The sequence below is a fragment of the Acidovorax sp. CCYZU-2555 genome (genome assembly GCF_018413525.1).
GTDB lineage: Bacteria > Pseudomonadota > Gammaproteobacteria > Burkholderiales > Burkholderiaceae_C > Comamonas.
On the sequence record NZ_JAHCDD010000097.1, the window covers coordinates 1 to 19,155 of the forward strand.

Here is a 19,155-nt window from a genome sequence, read left to right on the forward strand (position 1 = left end):
CGGCAGCGAAGTGCACGACCTGCGCGCGCGCCTGGCCTGGCCGCGCTGCCTGCAGGGCATGGAATGGCGCAATCAGCGCTGCGCCGGCACGCCCCAGCAGCTGAGCTTCGGCCAGGCGCAAAAGCTGGCCCAGGAAAAGCACCAGGCCGACGGACTGCGCTGGCGCCTGCCGCGCGCCAAGGAGCTGCAGCGCCTGCGCCAGCACGCGGCGCTGGCGGGGGAGCGCGCCGCGCTGCTGCCGGCCGTGCCCGACGAGTGGCACTGGACGGGCACGGCTTCCATCAACGCTGCGCCCGTCAACCAATACAGCTACGAGCAGACCGGGCCGGGCAAGAACCGCATGTCAGCGCAGCAAGCCTGGGCCGTCGACTGGGCGACGGGCAAGGCCAGTGGCGAAATGGGCCGGGGCAATGCGCTGCTGGTGCGCCTGGTGCGCCCCTTGCCTGCGCCCTGAGTCCCGGGCCCGTAGAGGGGTGAAGATGGACGCGTCAGAAAAAACCTGTTGAAAACAACAGTGGAAAAGTGAAATTTACTGTACATTTTCACAGTCAACTACTCACATCTGACCCATCATGGACACTGTTGAAACCTTCTACACCGTTTCTTTGTGCGATTACCCCAGCCTGCCCGAGCAGGAACGCGCGCGGGCCGAGGCGCGCTATGCACGCGTGATGGAGCGCCAGCTGGGCGGGGCCGAGCAGGTGGCGCTGGCGCTGGAATGCGTGCTGGGCCTCGAAGACACCCCGCCCGAGGAAATCACCGACGAAGCCAAGGCGATCTTCGCGCGCTGGACCAAGGCCGCGAACGCCGCCGTCCAGGCCGGCATGCAAGGGCTGGGCGACGGCGAGTGCAGTTTCTTTGAGGTGCGCTTCAGCTGAACCGCCAACCACCAGGGGCGCGGCCTGGTGAGGCAGCCCCCTTGCCGAAACTGACAAACGGCATCGATGTTCCTGCCGGATGCCAGACCGGGTTATCCGCGCATCTGCCTGCGGCATGTCGTGCGCGGCCCACCAGCGGCGCGCCGGATCAATACAATGGCGCGGACACCTGGACCGGGGGCTGAACCGCCCGCATCCTGGCGCCAGATCTGACTGCCGTGGCATCCGCCCGGCGGTGGCCTCAACCGATCGGAATCCCATGCGTCATACCTCTGCCCGCCGTCTCGCGCTCCAGCGCGCCCTGTCCTGCGCCCTGGCCGTCACAGCGCTGTCGGCCCTGCCGGCGCTGGCCGCGGACAATGTGCTGCGGGTCTCGGCCATTCCCGATGAAGCGCCTACCGAGCTGCAGCGCAAGTTCGCGCCGCTGGGCAAGTACCTCGAGGCACAGACCGGCATGAAGGTGGTCTTCACGCCCGTGACCGATTACGCCACCGTGGTCGAATCGCTGGCCACACGCAAGATCGATCTGGCCTGGCTGGGCGGCTTCACGTTCGTGCAGGCCAAGATCCGCACCAACGGCACGGCCATCCCCATCGTGCAGCGCGAGGAAGACGCGCGCTTCACCTCCAAGTTCATCACGGCCAATCCGCGGGTCTTGGAACTCGCCGACCTCAAAGGCAAGAGCTTTGCGTTCGGCGCGCCGTCGTCGACTTCGGGCAGCCTGATGCCGCGCTTTTTCCTGCAGCAGGCCGGACTGAACCCCGAAAAGGATTTCAAGAACGTCGCGTTCTCGGGCGCGCATGACGCCACGGTGGCTTTCGTCGCTGCGGGCCGCGCCGAAGCCGGCGTGCTCAACGCGTCGGTCTGGGACAAGCTGGTCGAGGAGAAGAAAGTCGACACCAGCAAGGTGCGCGTCTTTGCGACCACCCCGCCCTACTTCGACTACAACTGGACCGTGCGCGGCGACCTCGATCCCGCGCTGGTGAAGAAGCTCACACAGGCCTTCCTGCAGCTCGATCCCGCCAAGCCCGAGCACAAGGAAATCCTGGGCCTGCAGCGCGCGGCGAAATTCATTCCCACCGACGCCAAGAACTATGTCGGTATCGAAGACGCGGCCAAGTCGGCCGGGCTGCTCAAGTAAGCCCCGCCGCGCATGAGCTTCGCGTTGGACGGCCTGGGCCTGGCCCACGCCAATGGCACGGTCGCGCTGGCCGATATCGGGCTCGCGGCGCGCCAGGGTGAAAACATTGCGCTGATAGGCCCGTCGGGCGCGGGCAAGACTTCGCTGCTGTCGGTGCTGGGCACGGCCTGGTCGGGCCAGCCGGGCCTGCGGGGCGCGGTGCGCGTGCTGGACAGCGATCTGTCGACGCTGCACGCAAGCGCGCTGCGCAGCCTGCGCGCGCGCATAGGCACGGTGCACCAGGCCCCGCCCCTGCCCGCGCGCCAGCGCGTGGTCACCAGCGTGCTCGCGGGCCGGCTGGGGCAATGGCCGGCCTGGAAAGCGCTGGCCTCGCTGGCCTATCCCATGGACATCGCGGGCGCGCGCGCGGCGCTGGCGCGCGTGGAACTCGAAGACAAGCTGTTCGTGCGCTGCGACCAGCTGTCGGGCGGCCAGCTGCAACGCGCCGGCATTGCGCGCGTGCTGTACCAGCAGGCCGCGCTGGTGCTGGCCGACGAGCCGGTATCGGCACTGGACCCAGCGCTGGCCCTGGCCACCGTGCGCTTGCTGGTGGCCGACGCCGCGCAGCGCGGCGCGACGCTGGTCGCCAGCCTGCACGCGGTCGATCTCGCGCTGGGCTGCTTTGCGCGCATCGTCGGCATCAAGGCCGGGCGCATTGTCTTCGACCTGCCCGCGGACCAGGTCAGCGAAGCCCAGCTGCAGGCCCTGTACGCGGGCGAAGGCCTGCCCACGCTGCTGCCGGCGCGCGAAGCCGCGGCCTTTCTGCCGATGAACGCATGCCGCTGAAGCCCGCGCGGCGCGACCCGGCCAGCCGCGCGCGCCTGGCCCATGCGCTGCTCGCGCTGTGCATTCTCTGGCCGCTGTTCGAGGCCGCGCAGGTGCGTCCCGGCGCGCTGTTCGAGTCGGGCAACCTGACCGTCATCGGCAACTTCCTGGGCGCGTTCCTGCCGCCGGCGACGGGCAGCGAATTCCTCGGCTACCTGGGCCAGGCGACGCTGCAGACGCTGGCGATCGCCACGGCGGGCATGGCGCTGGCTGTCGTCCTGGCGCTGCCGCTGGCCTATCTGGTCAGCGCCGCGGGGCGCGACCGCCCCACGCTCAGCCCGCTCACGCGCGGCGTGCTCACCGTGCTGCGCGGCATTCCCGAACTGGTCTGGGCGCTGGTGTTCGTGCGCGTGTTCGGCCTGGGCCCGGCCGCGGGCGTGCTCGCGCTGGGCCTGACCTATGGCGGCATGCTGGCCAAGGTCTACGCCGAAATTCTCGAATCGACCGACCCCGCTCCCGCGCGCGCGCTGCGCCACAGCGGCGCGCGCCGGCCGCTGGCGATACTGTACGGTCTCGTGCCCCAGGCCGCGAAGGAGTTGGTCTCGTACACCGTCTACCGCTGGGAATGCGCGATCCGCGCTTCGGTGGTGATGGGCTTTGTCGGCGCGGGCGGACTGGGCCAGCTCATGGACCAGTCGATGAAGATGCTCAACGGCGGCGAGGCCGCGAGCATTCTGCTCACGTTCCTGCTGCTGGTGTTCGCGGCCGATGCGCTCTCCACTGTGCTGCGCCGCGCGCTCGATGCAGCGCCGCGCGCGCGGCCTTCGCCCTGGGGCTGGCGCAGCGGCGCGGGCGCCGCGGCGCTGGTGCTGGCCGTGTGGGCGAGTTTCCAGCAGCTCGACATGGATCTGGGCGCGCTGTTCTCGCGCGAGTCGGCCAGCTCCATGGGCCAGTTCGTCGCCAGCTTCTTTCCCATGGACCTGAGCGCCGACTGGCTGCGCCGCGTCGCCATCGGCACCTGGGAGACGCTGGCGATTTCGGTGGTCGGCACGCTGCTCGCGGCGGTGCTGGGCCTGCTGCTGGCGCTTGCGCCGCTGCGGCCTGTGAGCCACTTTCTGTTGAATCTGCTGCGCTCGGTGCCCGAACTGGTCTGGGCAACGATTACCGCGCTGGCCGTGGGCCTGGGGCCTTTCGCGGGCGCACTCGCGCTCGCCCTGCACACCGGCGGCGTGCTGGGCAGACTGTATGCGCAGGCGCTGGAGAACGCGCCGCGCGCACCGGCCGCGGCGCTGGTTCTCAGCGGCGCGGGCAAGCGCCCGGCGTTTCTGTTCGGCACGCTGCCCGGCGCGGGCCCGCAGCTGATCGCCTATACGCTGTACCGCTGGGAAATGAACATCCGCATGGCGGCCATCCTGGGCTTTGTGGGCGCGGGCGGGCTGGGACAGCTGCTGTATTTCGAGCTGTCGCTGTTCCACTATGCCCAGGCCGCGACGGTGATCGTCGCGATGCTGCTGCTGTCCATGGCCGTCGATCAGATCAGCGCCCGGCTGCGCCGGCGCATGGGCTGAAGCGCCGCGCTGCAGCCATCGCGCTGCGCTGCGAGCTCCGCGTGGGCCTGCGCCAGGGCCAGTACCACGCAGGAACGCCCTTCGTGGGCTGCGATCATCAGCGCGCACCAGTTGCGCGCATCACGCGCGTCAACCTGCGCGCCTGCCGCCAGCAGCGCCTGTACCCGCGACAATTGCCCGGCCTGCGCGGCCTGCATCAGCGCGGTCCGGCCGCTGGCATCGCGCATTTCGATGTCGAGCTGCGGCGGCGGCGGCGGCGGCGGCGGCACTTCGCCGTGCCGGTCGGCGCCAGTCCGCAGTTTCGCCAAAAGCGCTTGCCACATAGGACGCTCCAGGCCTTGCGCGATCAGCGCAGCAGCGTGATGCGATCGACTTCGAACTCGGTCTTGCGCAGGCCCTTGTCGAATTCGCCCAGCAGTTCCACGCGCTGCTCGGCGCTGATGGCCTGACCGGCGGGGAAGTCCTCGTCATCGATCTCGATGGCGATGCGGCCCGTGGCATCGGCAAAGGTGTAGCGGTCGCCGCCGTCATGCGAGACGATCTGGCCCTGCAGGCGCGCATGCTGGTCGTCGCGGCCGGTGTCGAGCAGCTGCTTGACGCTCATCAAGGGCACATTGCTCGGGCCGCTGTAGCTGCCATGGGCCACGGGCTTGGGCGCGTTGCTCGGGCCGGTGTAACCCGCGGACTGGGCCGTGGCAACGGTGGCGCCAAACGCCAGCAGGGAAGCAAGGGTCAGGGTGGAAACGATGGCTCGCATGGTGATACTCCTTCAGAGGGTCAATGAACAGCCGCTTGCTGCGGTATGAATCCATTGGACAGCGCGAAGCTGAAGGCAATCTGATGGCGCGGCTCAGCCCGCAGGAAAATCCAGCACCACGCCCAGGCCATGTCCGTCCAGGCCCTCCTCAAAGCGCAGCGTCGCGCCATGCAGGGCCGCAATGCGGGCTACGATGGACAGGCCCAGGCCATTGCCCGGCTGCCCCGTGCCGAGCACGCGGAAGAAGCGCTCGCCCAGGCGCGCGCGCTCGGCCGGCGTCACGCCCGGCCCGTCATCGCGCACCGCGAGGCGCACGCCGCCGCCGGGCAGGCGCGTGGATTCGATGCGCACGCGGCCGCCGGCGCGGCCATAGCGCACGGCGTTGTCGACGAGATTGCGCAGCGCGCTGGCCAGCAGCGCCGGCGTGGCCTGGAGTTCGGCCACGGCCAGTGCGCGTTCCAGCTGCATCTCCTTGGCGCGCGCGGGCGCCGGGTCCAGCGTGTCGATCAGCGCACCGAGGTCCACCAACTCACGCGGCAGCGGCTCGGCTTGGGGTTCCAGCCGCGCGAGCGCCAGCAGGCTTTCGATCAAGCCCGTGCAGCGGTCGAGATCGGCGCGCAACTGCTGCAGATGGTGGCCGGGCAATTTCAGTTCGCGCTCTATCAGCTGCACGCGCATGCGCAGCGCGGCCAGCGGCGTGCGCAGCTCGTGCGCCGCATCGCTGGTGAAGCGGCGCTCGCTGTCCAGCGCCACGCCCAGCCGCGCCAGCAGCGCATTGAGCGCGTCGAGAATGGTCTGCAGTTCGCGCGGCGGGTCGGGCACGGCAATCGGCGACAGGTCCTGCGGCGACTGCGCGCCGATGCGCGTGGCCATGTCTTCAAGCGGGCGCAGCAGGCGGCGGATCTGCCACCAGCTGACCAGGCCCAGCAGCGCCAGCAGTCCCAGCGCCGGCCATGCCAGGTTCTCTGCCATGTCCCCCAGCAGTTCCAGCCGCTCCTCGACCGGCTGGGCCACTTGAGCGCTGTTGCCATCGGCACCGCGGCGCGTGTGCACGCGCCAGAGTTCGCCATCGACCCAGACGTTGGCGTAGCCCTTGCTGCGCTCCACCTGGGGGACGAAGGCGGTCCTGGGCGTGTCCTCGCTGCGCAGCAGCACGCGGCCGTCGGGCGCGACGACCTGGTAGTACATCCGCAGCTTCATCGCCTCGCCACGCCGGTCATGCAGCTCGTGACGGTCATCCGCCTGGGCATCGGCCTCGCTGCCCAGCTGCAGCACCAGGCGCGAGCCCTCTTCCAGCGCATCGTCAAACACATCGCTGGTGGCAAACCAGGCGACGCCAATGACGATCGCCAGGCTTACCAGCCACAGTGCGATGCTGGTGCCCATGACCATGCGCAGCAGGCGCCGGCGCAGCGACCAACGGGCGCGGTTTTCCTGGCGCAAGCGCCACCATGCCGGCCGTTTCATGCCGGCGCCAATCCATAGCCCTGGTTGCGCACGGTGACGATGAAACCGCTGCCCAGCTTCTTGCGCAGGTTGTAGACATGGGCCTCGATGGCATTGCTCTCGACTTCCTCGCCCCAACCATAGAGCGCCTCTTCAAGCTGGGCCCGGCTCACGATATGCGTGGGGTGGCGCAGCAGCGCCTGCAGCAGCGCGAACTCGCGCGCCGTGAGCGTGACCGGCGCATCGTCCAGCGTCACGCGCTTGGCCGCCGGGTCCAGCGCCACCGCGCCATGGCGCAATTCGGGCGTGGGCTGCGGCGTGCCACGGCGCAGCGCGGCGCGCACCCGCGCCGACAGCTCCTCCAGGTCGAAAGGCTTGACCAGATAGTCGTCGGCGCCCAGGTCCAGCCCCTGCACACGGTCGGCCAGCGTGTCGCGGGCGGTGATCACGATCACCGGCAGCTGCGCGCGGGGCGCGCCGGCCGCGCGCAGCGCACGCAGCACGGCATCGCCATCGAGGCCGGGCAGTCCGCGGTCGAGCAGCACGCACTGGTAGGAATGGGTGGCCAGGGCGGCCGCGGCCTGGTCGCCGCGCTGCAGCCAGTCGACTGCGTAGCCGTCGAGCTGCAGCCAGGATTGCAGCGAACTGCCCAGCGAGGGGTCGTCTTCGATCAGGAGAATGCGCATGCCCCAACCCTAACGCACAAAGATGATGCCAAGCTGAAGCCCGGCGGCCCGGCGCCGCCCCTCACGGGCTTTCGGAACGCGTTCCCACCGCCTCGGCCACGGGTGTCTGCTGCATGTCGGCGATCCAGTCAGGGTGCATGCTCTCGTCAAACGCCCGATTCAGCACGTCGTCGTTGGCAAGCCAGCTATGGTCCCAATCACCCACGGTGTCGCCCGCCCCAGTCTTCGGCAGGGTCAGCGTGTGTTCCTCGTCAGGCTCGGAGCCATCCTTGCGACAAGAGATCGTGAGTATGTCCTTGGGAGTGAGTCCATGGCAGTTCGGGAGGTCCATGTTCGCTCCATGCTCCTGCAGGATGTCGATCAGGCCCAATTTGCCCTCAAGTGCCGCGCGCATCGCCGCGCTGTTGCCATAGCGGTCCACCGCATTGATGGAGGCCCCGGAGCTGAGCAACAGCTTCACCGCCCCGCCGCGCTCGCCCTCGTCGCCATCGACCGCATACATCAGCGGCGTGCTGCCGGACGCATTGCAGCCATCGGCATTCGCTCCTGCGCTCAGCAGCCGCGCCATGATCAACTCGGCACCGTCCAAAGAGGCCTGCATCAGCATGGTCATGCCCTTGTCATCGGCTGCGTCCACGCGCGCTCCGGCCAGCAACAAGGAATCGAGGACTTCAAGCGAATCCTTGTCGCGCGTGTACATCAATGCGGTCCTGTCGGCCTTGTCCCGGGCATTGACGTCCACGCCACGTTCGAGCAAGCACTTCACGGCGGCCGAACGGTTGGCGTTCGCCGCGAGCATCAGCGCGTTCACGCCGTCGCAGTCGGCGGCATGGATGTCGGCTCCGGCGGCAATCAAGGCCCGCATGATGCCGTCATGCCCCCCGTCCGCCGCATACAGGAACGCAGTTATGCCCCCCCGGTAGGTGGCATTGACATCCGCCCCGGCAGCTATCAACGCCTGCACCTCGCCCAGCTTGCCGCGCTGGACTGCAAGCATCAATTCACTGGGCTCCGAAAGGTCGACTGCGTCGAAACGCTGCGCAGCTTGGTCTATAGGCATATGGGTCTCCCGGCATTTCGCCAAAATGAAAACAATAGACTATAGCTAACAAATAAATTTATTGATATATTTTCGCATTTTTTCCGGTTGCGGCGGCCTGCGCCGCGAACTCTGCTCAGAACCCGGCTTCGTCCATCGCGGCGCAGGTCATGTCGCGCTCGCGCACCACCTTGAGCCAGGCATCGATGCGCGGCAGCTCGTAGCGGAAGAAATAGCGCCCGGCCGCGCGCCGGCCGGCGTTGGCCGCGGATTGCGCATCGCCGCGCAGCGTGGCGCGCGCCACGTCGAGCCACATCCAGGCCAGCACCACATGGCCCAGGGCCTGCATATAGGGCACGGCATTGGCCAGCGCCTCGGCCGGATCGCCCGTGGCCCAGGCGGCTTCGGTCGCAGCCAGTGCCTGCTGCAGCGCGGCAGCGAGTGCGTCGGCTTCCGTGGCCAGTTCGGGCACTGCGCGCGCAGCCGCAATGCCGGCCTTGATGCGCGCCGCCAGCAACTGCAGGCCACGGCCGCCATTCATGCGCACCTTGCGCCCCAGCAAATCCATGGCCTGTATGCCATGCGTGCCTTCGTGGATCATATTGAGCCGGTTGTCGCGCCAGTACTGTTCCACCTGGAAGTCGCGCGTATAGCCATAGCCGCCATGGATCTGTATCGCCAGCGAGTTGGCTTCGAGACAGAACTCGCTGGGCCAGCTCTTGGCGATGGGCGTCAGCACTTCGAGCAGCAGCCGCGCTTCGTCGGCGGCTTGCGCATCGCCCGTATGCTGCTCGTCGACCAGGCGCGCGCAGTAGAGGTTCAGCGCCAGCGCGCCTTCTCCATAGGACTTCTGCGCCAGCAGCATGCGCTTCACATCGGCGTGCTCGATGATGCGCACTTGCGGCTGGGTCGCGTCCTTGCCGCCCGCGCCCATGGGCCGGCCCTGGGGGCGGTTCTGCGCGTAGTCGAGACTCGCGTAATAGCCCGCCAGGCCCAGCATGGTCGCGGCCATGCCTATCGAAATGCGGGCCTCGTTCATCATGTGGAACATGCACTGCAGGCCCTTGCCGGGCGCGCCCACCAGATAGCCGATCGCGCCGGCTGCGCCGCGCACCGGGTACTTGCCTTCGCCGAAGTTGAGCAAGGTATTGGTCGTGCCGCGCCAGCCCAGCTTGTGGTTCAGGCCTGCAAGCGCGACGTCGTTGCGCTCGCCGGTCAGCGCGCCTTCGGTGTCGACGAGCTTCTTGGGCACGATGAACAGCGAGATGCCCTTGACGCCCGGCGGCAGCTGGCCGTCGGGGCCGGGAATCTTGGCCAGCACCAGGTGCACGATGTTCTCGGTGAGCTCATGGTCGCCCGACGAGATCCACATCTTGTTGCCCTTGAGGCGGAAGCGCGGGCCCAGCGGATCGTCCTGCGCGCCTTCGCCGTCGGGCGTGGCGCGGGTGGAAATATCCGACAGCGACGAGCCCGCCTGCGGCTCGGACAGGCACATGGTGCCGGCCCAGCGGCCGTTGAATTCATTGAGCGCGAACACTTCCTTTTGCAGCGCGCTGCCATGCGCCATCAGCGCGCTCGCATTGCCCGACGTCAGCATGTTCGAGCCAATGCTCACGGACGCCGCGGCGAAGAAGCTGTTGGCCGCCGACTCGAGCGTGTACGGCAGCTGCATGCCGCCGATGTCGTAATCCTGGGCGGCACCGAGCATGCCCGACTCGGCATAGGCCAGGCGCGCCGCATGCGTGCAGGCCGGCAGTATCACCTTCTCGCCATCGAAGCGCGGCTCCTCGGTGTCGACGGTGCGGTTGAACGGCGCGTACTTCTCGCGCGCGATGCGCTCGCAGGTGTCGAGCACCGCGTCGAAGGTCTCGCGCGAATGGTCGGCAAAGCGCTCGCGCGCGTTCAGCGTTTCCACCTCCAGCCAGTCGTACAACAGGAAATCCAGCGTCGCGCGCAAACCCATGATCCACTCCTCGCCGATTGAAACAAAACGGGCCGCAGCAAGCGGCCCGGAACCGGAAACCAGTGCGTTGTGAACATCCTTCGACAGGCTCAGGATGAGCGGACTTGCGCCGCGCCCTGAACCTGGCGAAGAATCGCCTTACAGCACTTCGAAAATACCAGCCGCGCCCATGCCGCCGCCAATGCACATCGTGACGCACACCAGCTTGGCGCCGCGGCGCTTGCCTTCGATCAGCGCATGGCCCGTGAGGCGCTGGCCCGAGACACCGTAGGGGTGGCCCAGCGCGATCGCGCCGCCGTTGACGTTCAGGCGTTCGGCCGGAATGCCCAGCTTGTCGCGGCAGTACAGCACCTGCACGGCGAAGGCTTCGTTGAGTTCCCACAGATCGATGTCCTGCACCGTGAGGCCCAGCTTCTTGAGCACCTTGGGCACGGCGAACACCGGGCCTATGCCCATTTCATCGGGCTCGCAGCCCGCGACCGCAAAGCCCAGGAAACGGCCCAGGGGCGTGAGGCCGTTGCGGCCCGCATAGTCTTCGCTGACCAGCACGCAGGCGCCCGCGCCGTCGGAGAACTGGCTTGCATTGCCGGCCGTGATCAGGCCGCCGGGCAAGGCGCTGCGCAGGCCGCTGATGCCGTCCTTGGTCGTTCCTTCGCGCGTGCCTTCGTCCTTGGACACCGTCACTTCGCGCGTGATCAGGCCGCGCACCTTGTCGACCACGCCGGCAGTCACGGTGATAGGGGCGATTTCGGCGTCGAACAGGCCTGCGGCTTGCGCGGCGCAGGCTTTTTGCTGGCTGCCCGCGCCGTACTCGTCCATCGCGTCACGGCCAATGCCATAGCGCTGGGCCACGGTTTCGGCGGTCTGCAGCATGCTCCAGTAGATTTCGGGCTTGCTGCGCAGCAGCGCCGGGTCCTGCAGCATGTGCTGGTTCATTTCCTGCTGCACGCAGGAAATCGACTCGACGCCGCCGGCCACATAGACTTCGCCTTCGCCGGCGATGATGCGCTGGGCCGCGGTGGCAATGGTCTGCAGGCCCGAGGAGCAGAAACGGTTGATGGTCATGCCCGAGGTGGTCACGGGCAGGCCCGCGGCCAGCGCGATCTGGCGCGCGATGTTGGCGCCGGTCGCGCCTTCGGGCGTGGCGCAGCCCATGATCACGTCGTCTACGGCGGCGGCATCGATGCCCGCGCGCTGCACGGCATGCTTGACGGCATGGCCGCCGAGCGTCGCGCCGTGGGTCATGTTGAACGCACCTTTCCAGCTCTTGGCCAGGGGGGTGCGGGCGGTGGAAACAATCACTGCGGAAGTCATGGAATATCCTTGGAAATTCGTTCGTCGGGCAACGCTTACTGGAAGGTCTTGCCTTCGGCCGCGAGCCGCGCGATCAGCGGCGCGGGCTGCCAGAACGCAGCGTCGTCGTGCGGGTTCTGCGCAAAGCGGTTCATTGCCTGCACCACGTTGATCAGCCCGACTTCGCCCGCGTAATGCATGGGGCCGCCGCGGTGAATCGGGAAGCCGTAACCCGTGAGATAGACCATGTCGATATCGCCCGACTTGCCCGCGATGCCGTCTTCGAGAATGTGCGCGCCTTCATTGACCAGCGAGAACACCAGGCGCTGCACGATTTCCTCGTCGGAGATCTTGCGCGGCGTGATGCCGTTGTCCTTGCGGTGCTGCTCGATCATCTGGTTGACCAGCTCGGAAGGAATCGCGTCGCGCTTGCCGGCTTCGTAGTCGTACCAGCCCGCGCCGGTCTTCTGGCCGTAGCGGCCCAGCTCGCACAGCCGATCGGCCGTGGCGCTGTACTTCATGCCGGGCTGCTCGACCGCGCGGCGCTTGCGAATCGCCCAGCCGATGTCGTTGCCCGCGAGGTCGCCCATGCGGAACGGGCCCATGGCGAAGCCGAACTTCTCCACGGCCTTGTCGACCTGCTGGGGCGTCGCGCCTTCGTCGAGCAGGAAGCCCGCCTGGCGGCTGTATTGCTCGATCATGCGGTTGCCAATGAAGCCGTCGCAGACGCCCGACACCACGGCCGTCTTCTTGATCTTCTTGGCCAGCTGCATCACCGTGGCCAGCACGTCCTTGGCGGTGTGCTGGCCGCGCACCACTTCGAGCAGCTTCATCACGTTGGCCGGGCTGAAGAAATGCATGCCCACCACGTCCTGCGGACGCTCGGTGAACGCGGCGATCTTGTCGACGTCGAGCGTCGACGTGTTGGACGCGAGAATCGCGCCGGGCTTGGCCACGGCGTCGAGCTGCTTGAACACGGTTTCCTTCACGCCCAGCTCTTCGAACACGGCTTCGATGATCAGATCGGCGTGCTTGAGATCGTCATAGGACAGCGTGGTGTTCAGCAGCGCCATGCGCTCTTCGTACTTCTCGGCCTTGAGCTTGCCTTTCTTGACCTGCGATTCGTAGTTCTTGCGAATCGTCGCCACGCCGCGGTCCAGCGCTTCCTGCTTGGTCTCCAGGATGGTCACGGGAATGCCGGCGTTGAGGAAGTTCATCGCAATGCCGCCGCCCATGGTGCCCGCACCGATCACGCCCACGGCGCGGATTTCGCGCTGCGGCGTGCTCGAAGGCACGTCGGCGATCTTCGACGCCGCGCGCTCGGCCAGGAACAGGTGGCGCAGCGCGCGCGACTCGGGCGTGAACATCAGCTGGGTGAACAGCTCGCGCTCGGTCTGCATGCCCGCATCGAACTTGCCCACGGACGCGGCGACCGCATCGACGCACTTGAGAGGCGCGGGAAAATTCTTCGCCATGCCCTTGACCATGTTGCGCGCGAACTGCAGATAGGCTTCGGCCTGGGGATGCTTGCACGGCAGGTTGCGCACCAGCGGCAGCGGACGCTGGCCCGCGATGTGCTGGGCAAAGGCGCGCGCTTCGGACGGCAGCGATTCGGCCGAAGCCGCAACCAGATCAAACAGCTTCTGGCCGGGAATGGCGGCCAGCAATTCGCTTTGCACCGCTTCGCCGCTGACGATCATGTTCAGCGCGGTTTCCAGGCCCAGCAGACGCGGCAGGCGCTGCGTGCCGCCGGCGCCGGGCAGCAGGCCCAGCTTGACTTCGGGCAGCGCAACCGCGGTCTTGGGCGACACCACGCGGTAGTGGCAGCCCATGGCCAGCTCCAGGCCCCCGCCCATGCAGACCGAATGAATGGCAGCGACGACCGGCTTGGTCGACTGTTCGAGCACCTTGATCACCGACAGCAGATGCGGCTCCTGCGTCGCGCGCTCGGTGCCGAATTCCGTGATGTCGGCGCCGCCCGAAAAGGCCTTGCCCGCACCCGTGATGACGATGGCCTCGATGCTCGCATCGGCGTTCGCCCGGTTCACCCCCTCGACGACAGCCCGGCGCGTGGCCAGGCCCAGGCCGTTGACCGGCGGGTTGTTCAGCGTGATGACGGCGATGGAGCCGTCCTTCAGGTAGTCAGCGCTCATGCGGTTGTCCCTTGTGGAATGGAAAAGAACGATCGTGCGTTTTTTATTGTAGAAACTTGCGCGCAAATGACCAGTGGGGTTTGTCTCGCCTGGGACAAGGGGGGCAGTCTTGCTGGGGACAAACTTCGTCCTGAGCCTGCCTCGCCGGCCGCGTCGAAGGATGAACGGCCTGCGCTCAAGTCATGAGGACAGGCCGTTCATGGATTCGACAAGCTCACCACGAAGGGGTTTGCCCATCGCGCCAGGTGATTAAACTTCCAACCACTCCTTGCGCACCTTCTCATCCGCGCGCAAGCCGTCGGGTGTTCCGTCGAACACGATGGCCCCATGTCCCATCACCAGCGCCCGGTCCGAGATGCGCATGGCGATGGTCAGCTTCTGCTCGATCAGCAGCACCGCGATGCCGCGCGCCTTGATGGTCTGCAGGTATTCGCCCACCAGTTCGACGATCTTGGGCGCCAGGCCTTCGGTGGGCTCGTCGATGATGATCAGGTCGGGGTCGCCCATCAGCGTGCGGCACAGCGTGAGCATCTGCTGCTCGCCGCCCGACATCACGCCGGCCTCGGTGTGCTGGCGCTCCTTGAGGCGCGGAAACATCGCGTACATGTCGTCGAAGCTCCAGCGGCTGCCCTTGCCATTGCCTTTCTGGCCCAGCAGCAGGTTCTGGTGCACCGTGAGATTGGGAAACACATCGCGGCTTTCGGGCACGTAGCCTATGCCGCGGTGGGCGATCTCGTAGGCCTTGCGGCCCTGGAGCTTCTCGCCTTTCCATTCGAGCGTGCCCTCCCAGTCGACCAGGCCCATGACCGCCTTGGCCGTGGTCGAGCGGCCCGAGCCGTTGCGACCCAGCAGCGCGACGATTTCACCGGGCCGGACTTCGAAGTCCACGCCATGCAGCACATGGCTCTTGCCGTAATAGGCATGCAAGTTGGCAATCTTCAGCATCTTCAGTGCGCTCCCGCCTGCTGATCGGCCACGGCTGATCCCAGATAAGCTTCCTGCACGCGCGGGTTCGCGCGCACCTTGTCGGGTGTATCGAAGGCGATCACCTCGCCATACACCACCACGGCGATCTTGTCGGCCAGGCCGAACACCACGCCCATGTCGTGCTCCACCGTGAGCAGCGTGCGCCCTTCGGTGACCTGCTTGATCAGCGCGATGAAGCGCGCGGTCTCGCTGTTGCTCATGCCCGCCGTCGGTTCGTCGAGCAGGATCACGCTCGCGCCGCCCGCGATGGTGATGCCGATCTCGAGCGCGCGCTGCTCGGCATAGGTCAGGTTCATCGCCAGCACGTCGCGCTTCTTCTCCAGGTTGATCATCTGCATCAGTTGCTCGGCGCGCGCGTTGGCGTCATGCAGGCCCGACAGAAAGCGCAGGAAGGTGTACTTGTAGCCCATGCTCCACAGCACGCCGCAGCGCAGGTTCTCGAACACGCTGAGCTTGGGAAAGATATTGGTGATCTGGAAGCTGCGCGACAGCCCCAGGCGATTGATCTCGAACGGCTTCTTGCCGTCGATGCGCTGGCCGTGCAGCAGCACTTCGCCGCTGCTGGGCGCAAAGCGCCCGCTGATCAGATTGAACAGCGTCGACTTGCCCGCGCCGTTCGGGCCGATGATGGCCACGCGTTCGCCGGCCGCGACGGCCAGGTTCACGCCGCGGATGATCTCGGTCTTGCCGAAGCGTTTTTGCAGGTCCTTGAGTTCCAGCGCGTAAGTGGTCTGTGTCATGCCTGTGCCTCCCCGCGTTTGATCAACAGTTCGATTTCTTCCTGGATCTGGCTCCACTGGCGCACGAAGCGCCGGCGCAGCATCTCGAACAGGCCCCCGCCCACCACCAGCAGCGCAACCGCGCCCAGCCAGCTGTTCGTGCTGCGGGTGTCGAGCGACAGTCCCATGAAGCGCAGGTGGTCGCCCAGCGCGGCGTTGAGCTGCAGGTGGTAGATCATCTCGACGATGGCCGCGAAGCCCGCGACGCCGACCAGCGCGCAGACCGTGAGCAGCGCGTAGCTGGGCAGCAGCCGCTTGAGCTTGCCGAACTTGGCCACGCGCAGGTTCATCATGATCAGGCTGGCCACGCCGCCGGGCGCATACATCACCATGAACAGGAACACCAGGCCCAGGTACAGCAGCCAGGCCTTGGACAGCTCGGACAGCAGGATGGAGGCGAACACCAGCAGCACCGCGCCGATGATGGGCCCGAAGAAGAACGTCGCGCCGCCCAGGAAAGTGAACAGCAGATAACTGCCCGAACGCATCACGCTCACGCTGTCGGCCGCGGTGATGATCTCGAAGTTGATCGCCGCGAGACCGCCACCGATGCCGGCAAAAAAGCCCGCGATGATGAACGAGAAGTAGCGCACACGCTGGGTGTTGTAGCCCACGAACTCGACGCGCTCGGGGTTGTCGCGCACCGCGTTGAGCATGCGCCCCAGCGGCGTGCCGGTGAACGCGAACATCAGCGCCGTGCAGACGAAGCAGTAGACCGCGATCAGGTAATAGACCTCGATCGCCGGGCCGAACGTCATGCCCAGGAAAGGCTGGCCATAGACACGGTCGGTGGTGATGCCGCCTTCGCCGCCGAAGAACTCGGGAAACATCAGCGCCATGGAAGCGACCAGCTCGCCAATGCCCAGCGTGATCATCGCGAAGGTCGTGCCCGACTTGCGCGTGGTCACATAGCCCAGCAATATGGCGAAGAACATGCCGCCCAGCCCGCCGATCACCGGAATCAGCACCAGCGGAATCTGCAGACCGCCGACCTTGTTCATCGCATGAATGGCGATGAACGAGCCCATGCCGGTGTAGACCGCATGGCCGAAGCTCAGCATGCCGCCCTGCCCCAGCAGGATGTTGTACGACAGGCAGATGATGATCAGGTAACCGATCTGGCTCAGCATGGTCAGCGCCAGGCTGCTGGTGAACAGGTGCGGCGCGACGGCCAGCGCCAGCGCGAACAGCGACCAGATGACGAAGCGGCCGATATTGAGCGGCTTGAAGCGGTAGGCCTCATGCGCTGCCGGCGCGCGGGCCGCGCCGGCCGGCGCCTTGCCCGTGGGAAGAGAAGTCGAAGAAGTGTTCATGGCTCAATCCTCCCGGGTGCCAAGCAGGCCTTTAGGCCGGAAAATCAGGATCAGCACGAGGAACAGGTACGGCAGGATGGGCGCGACCTGGGAAATCGTGAGCTTGAGCACGGGGTAGCCGAACGTCTGATCGGTGATCTTGGCGCCCAGCGAGCCGAGGAAATGCACCAACGAATAATCGAGCGCCACCGCGAAACTCTGCACGATGCCGATCAGCAGCGAGGCCAGAAACGCGCCGGCCAGCGAACCCATGCCGCCGACCACGACCACCACGAAGATGATGGAGCCCACCGACATCGCCATCGCGGGCTCGGTCACATAGGTGTTGCCACCGATCACGCCGGCCAGGCCCGCGAGCGCGCAGCCGCCGCCGAACACCAGCATGAACACGCGCGGCACGTTGTGGCCCAGCGCCTGCGCCATTTCGGGGTGCTTGAGCGCGGCCTGGATCACCAGGCCGATGCGGGTGCGCGTGAGCATCAGCCACACGGCCAGCAGCATCAGCAGTGCGACCAGCATCACGAACGAGCGCGACTTGGGAAACTGCGTGCCGTAGATCGTGAACAGCGGGCCCTGCAACTGCGCGGGCAGCGCATAGGGCACGGTGCCGCGGCCCCAGACCAGCTGCACCAGCTCCAGAATCAGATAGGACAGCCCGAACGTGACCAGCAGCTCGGGCACATGGCCGAACTTGTGCACGCGGCGCAGGCTGTAGCGTTCGAACAGCGCACCGAGCGCGCCGACCAGCAGGGGTGCGATGAACAGCGCGGGCCAGAAACCGACCACGCCGCTGAGCGTATAGGCGAAATAGGCGCCCAGCATGTAGAAGCTGGTGTGCGCGAAGTTGAGCACGCCCATCATGCTGAAAATCAGCGTCAGGCCCGAGCTCAGCATGAACAACAGCAGGCCGTAGCTCACGCCGTTGAGCAGCGAGATCGTCAAAAATTCAGGATTCATCGCAAGACCCAGAGAAAGAACCGGGGAAAAGAAAGGGCCGGCAGCGCGGCCCCTTCAGCGTCGCATCAGACCGCGGTGCTCACGACGGGCGCTTCATGTCGCACGAAGTCGGCGTGCTCGCCACATAGGGCTCGTAGTACTTGACCGGCGCCAGCGTGTAGCCGGTGTTCTCCGAATCCTTCGGGTACTTGGCATCGGTTTTTTCCCAGCGCGTGATGAACAGGCCCTGCTGCAGCTGGTGGTCCGACTTGCGCATTTCGACTTCGCCGTTGAAGCCCTTGAACTTCATTCCCTCGAGCGTCGCCGCGACCTTGACCGGGTCGGTCGACTTGGCGCGCACGAAGGCTTCGGTGAGCATCGCGTAGGCGTTGTAGACCGAGGCCGTATACATGTCGTCGTTGAAGCGCTTCTTGAAGTCGGTGACGATGCGACCGATATCGCCCGGCAGATTCAAGTGGCCATAGCCCACCGCATAGACCTTGCCCGCGGCGCCCGCACCCATGGCCGTGGGCGCGCCCGTGGCGATCGCGTAGTAGGTGTAGAACTTGACGTTGTTCAGGCCCGCGTCGTTCGCGGCCTTGATCAGCAGCGCCAGGTCGGAGCCCCAGTTGCCGGTGATCACCGAGTCGGCCCCCGACTGCTTGATCTTGGCGATATAGGGAGAGAAGTCGCGCACCTGGGCCAGCGGCGACAGGTCATCGCCGACGATCTCCACGTCAGGACGCTTGCGCTTGAGCATGTCCTTGGCGTACTTCGAGACCTGGTGGCCGTGGGCGTAGTTCTGGTTGATCAGATAGACCTTCTTCACATCGGGAAGGTCCTTCATGTAGGTGGTCAGCGCCTCCATCTTCATCGAGGTGTCGGCGTCCAGGCGGAAGTGCCAGTAGCTGCACTTGCTGTTCGTCAGATCGGGATCCACCGCGGCGTAGTTGAGGTAGACGACTTCCTTGCCCTTGTTGCGCGCATTGTGCTTTTCAAGCGCATCCATGATGGCCAGCGCCGGGCCCGAGCCATTGCCCTGCACGACGTAGCGCGCGCCCTGGTCCATGGCCGAGCGCAGCGCGCTGGTGGTCTCCTGGGGGCTGAGCTTGTTGTCAATGCCGATCACTTCGAACTTCACGCCGGCCGCGTTCTTCTTGCTGAACTCCTCCGCCAGGAACTGGAAGCTCTTGAGCTGGTTCGAGCCCAGCGCGGCCATCAGTCCCGAAAGCGGGTCCAACCATGCGATCTTGACCGTCTCCCCCTGCTGGGCCATGGCCCCGCCCGCGCTTGCCAGGATCACCGCTGCCGTCACTGCCTTGAAAGCGAACTTCATTGTTTGTCTCCTTATTGGTGGATGAGCAAGTGCAGCGTAGCGGCTTACTTTGGACCGCTGGATGGGGATTGCCCTA

Annotated in this window: 18 protein-coding genes; 5 read left to right on the plus strand and 13 right to left on the minus strand. The window is 66.4% G+C overall.

The window, feature by feature from the left end; all coding sequences use genetic code 11:
* The 5 genes from KHY18_RS24055 to KHY18_RS24075 form a co-directional block, all read left to right on the plus strand.
* Positions 1–454, plus strand: a 454-nt coding sequence (locus KHY18_RS24055; protein ID WP_213306031.1) for an Lcl domain-containing protein, incomplete at its 5' end; no start/stop codon positions are given.
* A 118-nt stretch (positions 455–572) separates the two neighbouring features.
* Positions 573–878, plus strand: coding sequence for a hypothetical protein (locus KHY18_RS24060; protein WP_213306034.1), 306 nt, complete (start codon positions 573–575; stop codon positions 876–878).
* A gap of 259 nt (positions 879–1,137) precedes the next feature.
* On the plus strand, positions 1,138–2,019 hold the full coding sequence (locus KHY18_RS24065) for a putative selenate ABC transporter substrate-binding protein (protein WP_213306037.1): 882 nt from the start codon (positions 1,138–1,140) through the stop codon (positions 2,017–2,019).
* Positions 2,020–2,031: 12 nt separating this feature from the next.
* Positions 2,032–2,844 (plus strand): phosphonate ABC transporter ATP-binding protein, encoded by an 813-nt coding sequence (locus KHY18_RS24070; protein ID WP_213306040.1) that lies wholly within the window; start codon positions 2,032–2,034, stop codon positions 2,842–2,844.
* Complete coding sequence (locus KHY18_RS24075) at positions 2,835–4,391, plus strand: PhnE/PtxC family ABC transporter permease (RefSeq protein WP_213306043.1); 1,557 nt, start codon at positions 2,835–2,837, stop codon at positions 4,389–4,391. The genes KHY18_RS24070 and KHY18_RS24075 overlap by 10 nt, the downstream gene beginning before the upstream one ends.
* Here the strand turns inward: KHY18_RS24075 and KHY18_RS24080 are convergent.
* The 13 genes from KHY18_RS24080 to KHY18_RS24140 form a co-directional block, all read right to left on the minus strand.
* Complete coding sequence (locus KHY18_RS24080) at positions 4,355–4,699, minus strand: ankyrin repeat domain-containing protein (protein ID WP_213306046.1); 345 nt, start codon at positions 4,697–4,699, stop codon at positions 4,355–4,357. The two genes, KHY18_RS24075 and KHY18_RS24080, sit on opposite strands and share 37 nt — an antisense overlap.
* Positions 4,700–4,737: 38 nt before the next feature.
* A complete protein-coding gene (locus KHY18_RS24085; RefSeq protein WP_213306049.1) occupies positions 4,738–5,148 on the minus strand; it encodes a YgiW/YdeI family stress tolerance OB fold protein in 411 nt (136 codons plus the stop codon).
* 93 nt (positions 5,149–5,241) lie between these two features.
* A complete protein-coding gene (locus KHY18_RS24090) occupies positions 5,242–6,615 on the minus strand; it encodes a sensor histidine kinase (protein ID WP_213306053.1) in 1,374 nt (457 codons plus the stop codon).
* A complete protein-coding gene (locus KHY18_RS24095; protein ID WP_213306056.1) occupies positions 6,612–7,280 on the minus strand; it encodes a response regulator transcription factor in 669 nt (222 codons plus the stop codon). The genes KHY18_RS24090 and KHY18_RS24095 overlap by 4 nt, the downstream gene beginning before the upstream one ends.
* Positions 7,281–7,341: 61 nt before the next feature.
* Positions 7,342–8,340, minus strand: a complete 999-nt coding sequence (locus KHY18_RS24100) for an ankyrin repeat domain-containing protein (RefSeq protein WP_213306059.1) — start codon at positions 8,338–8,340, stop codon at positions 7,342–7,344.
* A gap of 115 nt (positions 8,341–8,455) precedes the next feature.
* Positions 8,456–10,282 (minus strand): acyl-CoA dehydrogenase, encoded by a 1,827-nt coding sequence (locus KHY18_RS24105; protein WP_213306062.1) that lies wholly within the window; start codon positions 10,280–10,282, stop codon positions 8,456–8,458.
* Positions 10,283–10,420: 138 nt separating this feature from the next.
* Positions 10,421–11,596, minus strand: a complete 1,176-nt coding sequence (locus tag KHY18_RS24110; RefSeq protein ID WP_213306065.1) for an acetyl-CoA C-acyltransferase — start codon at positions 11,594–11,596, stop codon at positions 10,421–10,423.
* Between the two features lie 35 nt (positions 11,597–11,631).
* Positions 11,632–13,728 (minus strand): 3-hydroxyacyl-CoA dehydrogenase NAD-binding domain-containing protein, encoded by a 2,097-nt coding sequence (locus KHY18_RS24115; RefSeq protein WP_213306068.1) that lies wholly within the window; start codon positions 13,726–13,728, stop codon positions 11,632–11,634.
* A 249-nt stretch (positions 13,729–13,977) separates the two neighbouring features.
* Positions 13,978–14,673, minus strand: a complete 696-nt coding sequence (locus tag KHY18_RS24120) for an ABC transporter ATP-binding protein (RefSeq protein WP_213306071.1) — start codon at positions 14,671–14,673, stop codon at positions 13,978–13,980.
* A gap of 2 nt (positions 14,674–14,675) precedes the next feature.
* Positions 14,676–15,455, minus strand: a complete 780-nt coding sequence (locus KHY18_RS24125; RefSeq protein ID WP_213306074.1) for an ABC transporter ATP-binding protein — start codon at positions 15,453–15,455, stop codon at positions 14,676–14,678.
* Positions 15,452–16,807: a branched-chain amino acid ABC transporter permease gene (locus KHY18_RS24130; protein WP_213306077.1), complete on the minus strand. Its 1,356-nt coding sequence runs from the start codon at positions 16,805–16,807 to the stop codon at positions 15,452–15,454. Before KHY18_RS24130 ends, KHY18_RS24125 begins: the two co-directional genes overlap by 4 nt.
* Positions 16,808–16,810: 3 nt before the next feature.
* Complete coding sequence (locus KHY18_RS24135) at positions 16,811–17,764, minus strand: branched-chain amino acid ABC transporter permease (protein WP_213306080.1); 954 nt, start codon at positions 17,762–17,764, stop codon at positions 16,811–16,813.
* Between the two features lie 79 nt (positions 17,765–17,843).
* Complete coding sequence (locus KHY18_RS24140) at positions 17,844–19,079, minus strand: branched-chain amino acid ABC transporter substrate-binding protein (RefSeq protein WP_213306083.1); 1,236 nt, start codon at positions 19,077–19,079, stop codon at positions 17,844–17,846.
* Between the last annotated feature and the right edge of the window lie 76 nt (positions 19,080–19,155).

Excerpts from the sequence above, each read along its gene's own strand:
- KHY18_RS24095 (WP_213306056.1), bottom strand. The coding sequence starts at position 7,280 with ATGCGCATTCTCCTGATCGAAGACGACCCCTCGCTGGGCAGTTCGCTG.
- KHY18_RS24060 (WP_213306034.1), top strand. The coding sequence starts at position 573 with ATGGACACTGTTGAAACCTTCTACACCGTTTCTTTGTGCGATTACCCC.
- KHY18_RS24140 (WP_213306083.1), bottom strand. The coding sequence starts at position 19,079 with ATGAAGTTCGCTTTCAAGGCAGTGACGGCAGCGGTGATCCTGGCAAGC.
- KHY18_RS24070 (WP_213306040.1), top strand. The coding sequence starts at position 2,032 with ATGAGCTTCGCGTTGGACGGCCTGGGCCTGGCCCACGCCAATGGCACG.
- KHY18_RS24065 (WP_213306037.1), top strand. The coding sequence starts at position 1,138 with ATGCGTCATACCTCTGCCCGCCGTCTCGCGCTCCAGCGCGCCCTGTCC.
- KHY18_RS24130 (WP_213306077.1), bottom strand. The coding sequence starts at position 16,807 with ATGAACACTTCTTCGACTTCTCTTCCCACGGGCAAGGCGCCGGCCGGC.
- KHY18_RS24110 (WP_213306065.1), bottom strand. The coding sequence starts at position 11,596 with ATGACTTCCGCAGTGATTGTTTCCACCGCCCGCACCCCCCTGGCCAAG.
- KHY18_RS24105 (WP_213306062.1), bottom strand. The coding sequence starts at position 10,282 with ATGGGTTTGCGCGCGACGCTGGATTTCCTGTTGTACGACTGGCTGGAG.
- KHY18_RS24115 (WP_213306068.1), bottom strand. The coding sequence starts at position 13,728 with ATGAGCGCTGACTACCTGAAGGACGGCTCCATCGCCGTCATCACGCTG.
- KHY18_RS24075 (WP_213306043.1), top strand. The coding sequence starts at position 2,835 with ATGCCGCTGAAGCCCGCGCGGCGCGACCCGGCCAGCCGCGCGCGCCTG.
- KHY18_RS24120 (WP_213306071.1), bottom strand. The coding sequence starts at position 14,673 with ATGCTGAAGATTGCCAACTTGCATGCCTATTACGGCAAGAGCCATGTG.
- KHY18_RS24125 (WP_213306074.1), bottom strand. The coding sequence starts at position 15,455 with ATGACACAGACCACTTACGCGCTGGAACTCAAGGACCTGCAAAAACGC.
- KHY18_RS24085 (WP_213306049.1), bottom strand. The coding sequence starts at position 5,148 with ATGCGAGCCATCGTTTCCACCCTGACCCTTGCTTCCCTGCTGGCGTTT.
- KHY18_RS24135 (WP_213306080.1), bottom strand. The coding sequence starts at position 17,764 with ATGAATCCTGAATTTTTGACGATCTCGCTGCTCAACGGCGTGAGCTAC.
- KHY18_RS24100 (WP_213306059.1), bottom strand. The coding sequence starts at position 8,340 with ATGCCTATAGACCAAGCTGCGCAGCGTTTCGACGCAGTCGACCTTTCG.
- KHY18_RS24090 (WP_213306053.1), bottom strand. The coding sequence starts at position 6,615 with ATGAAACGGCCGGCATGGTGGCGCTTGCGCCAGGAAAACCGCGCCCGT.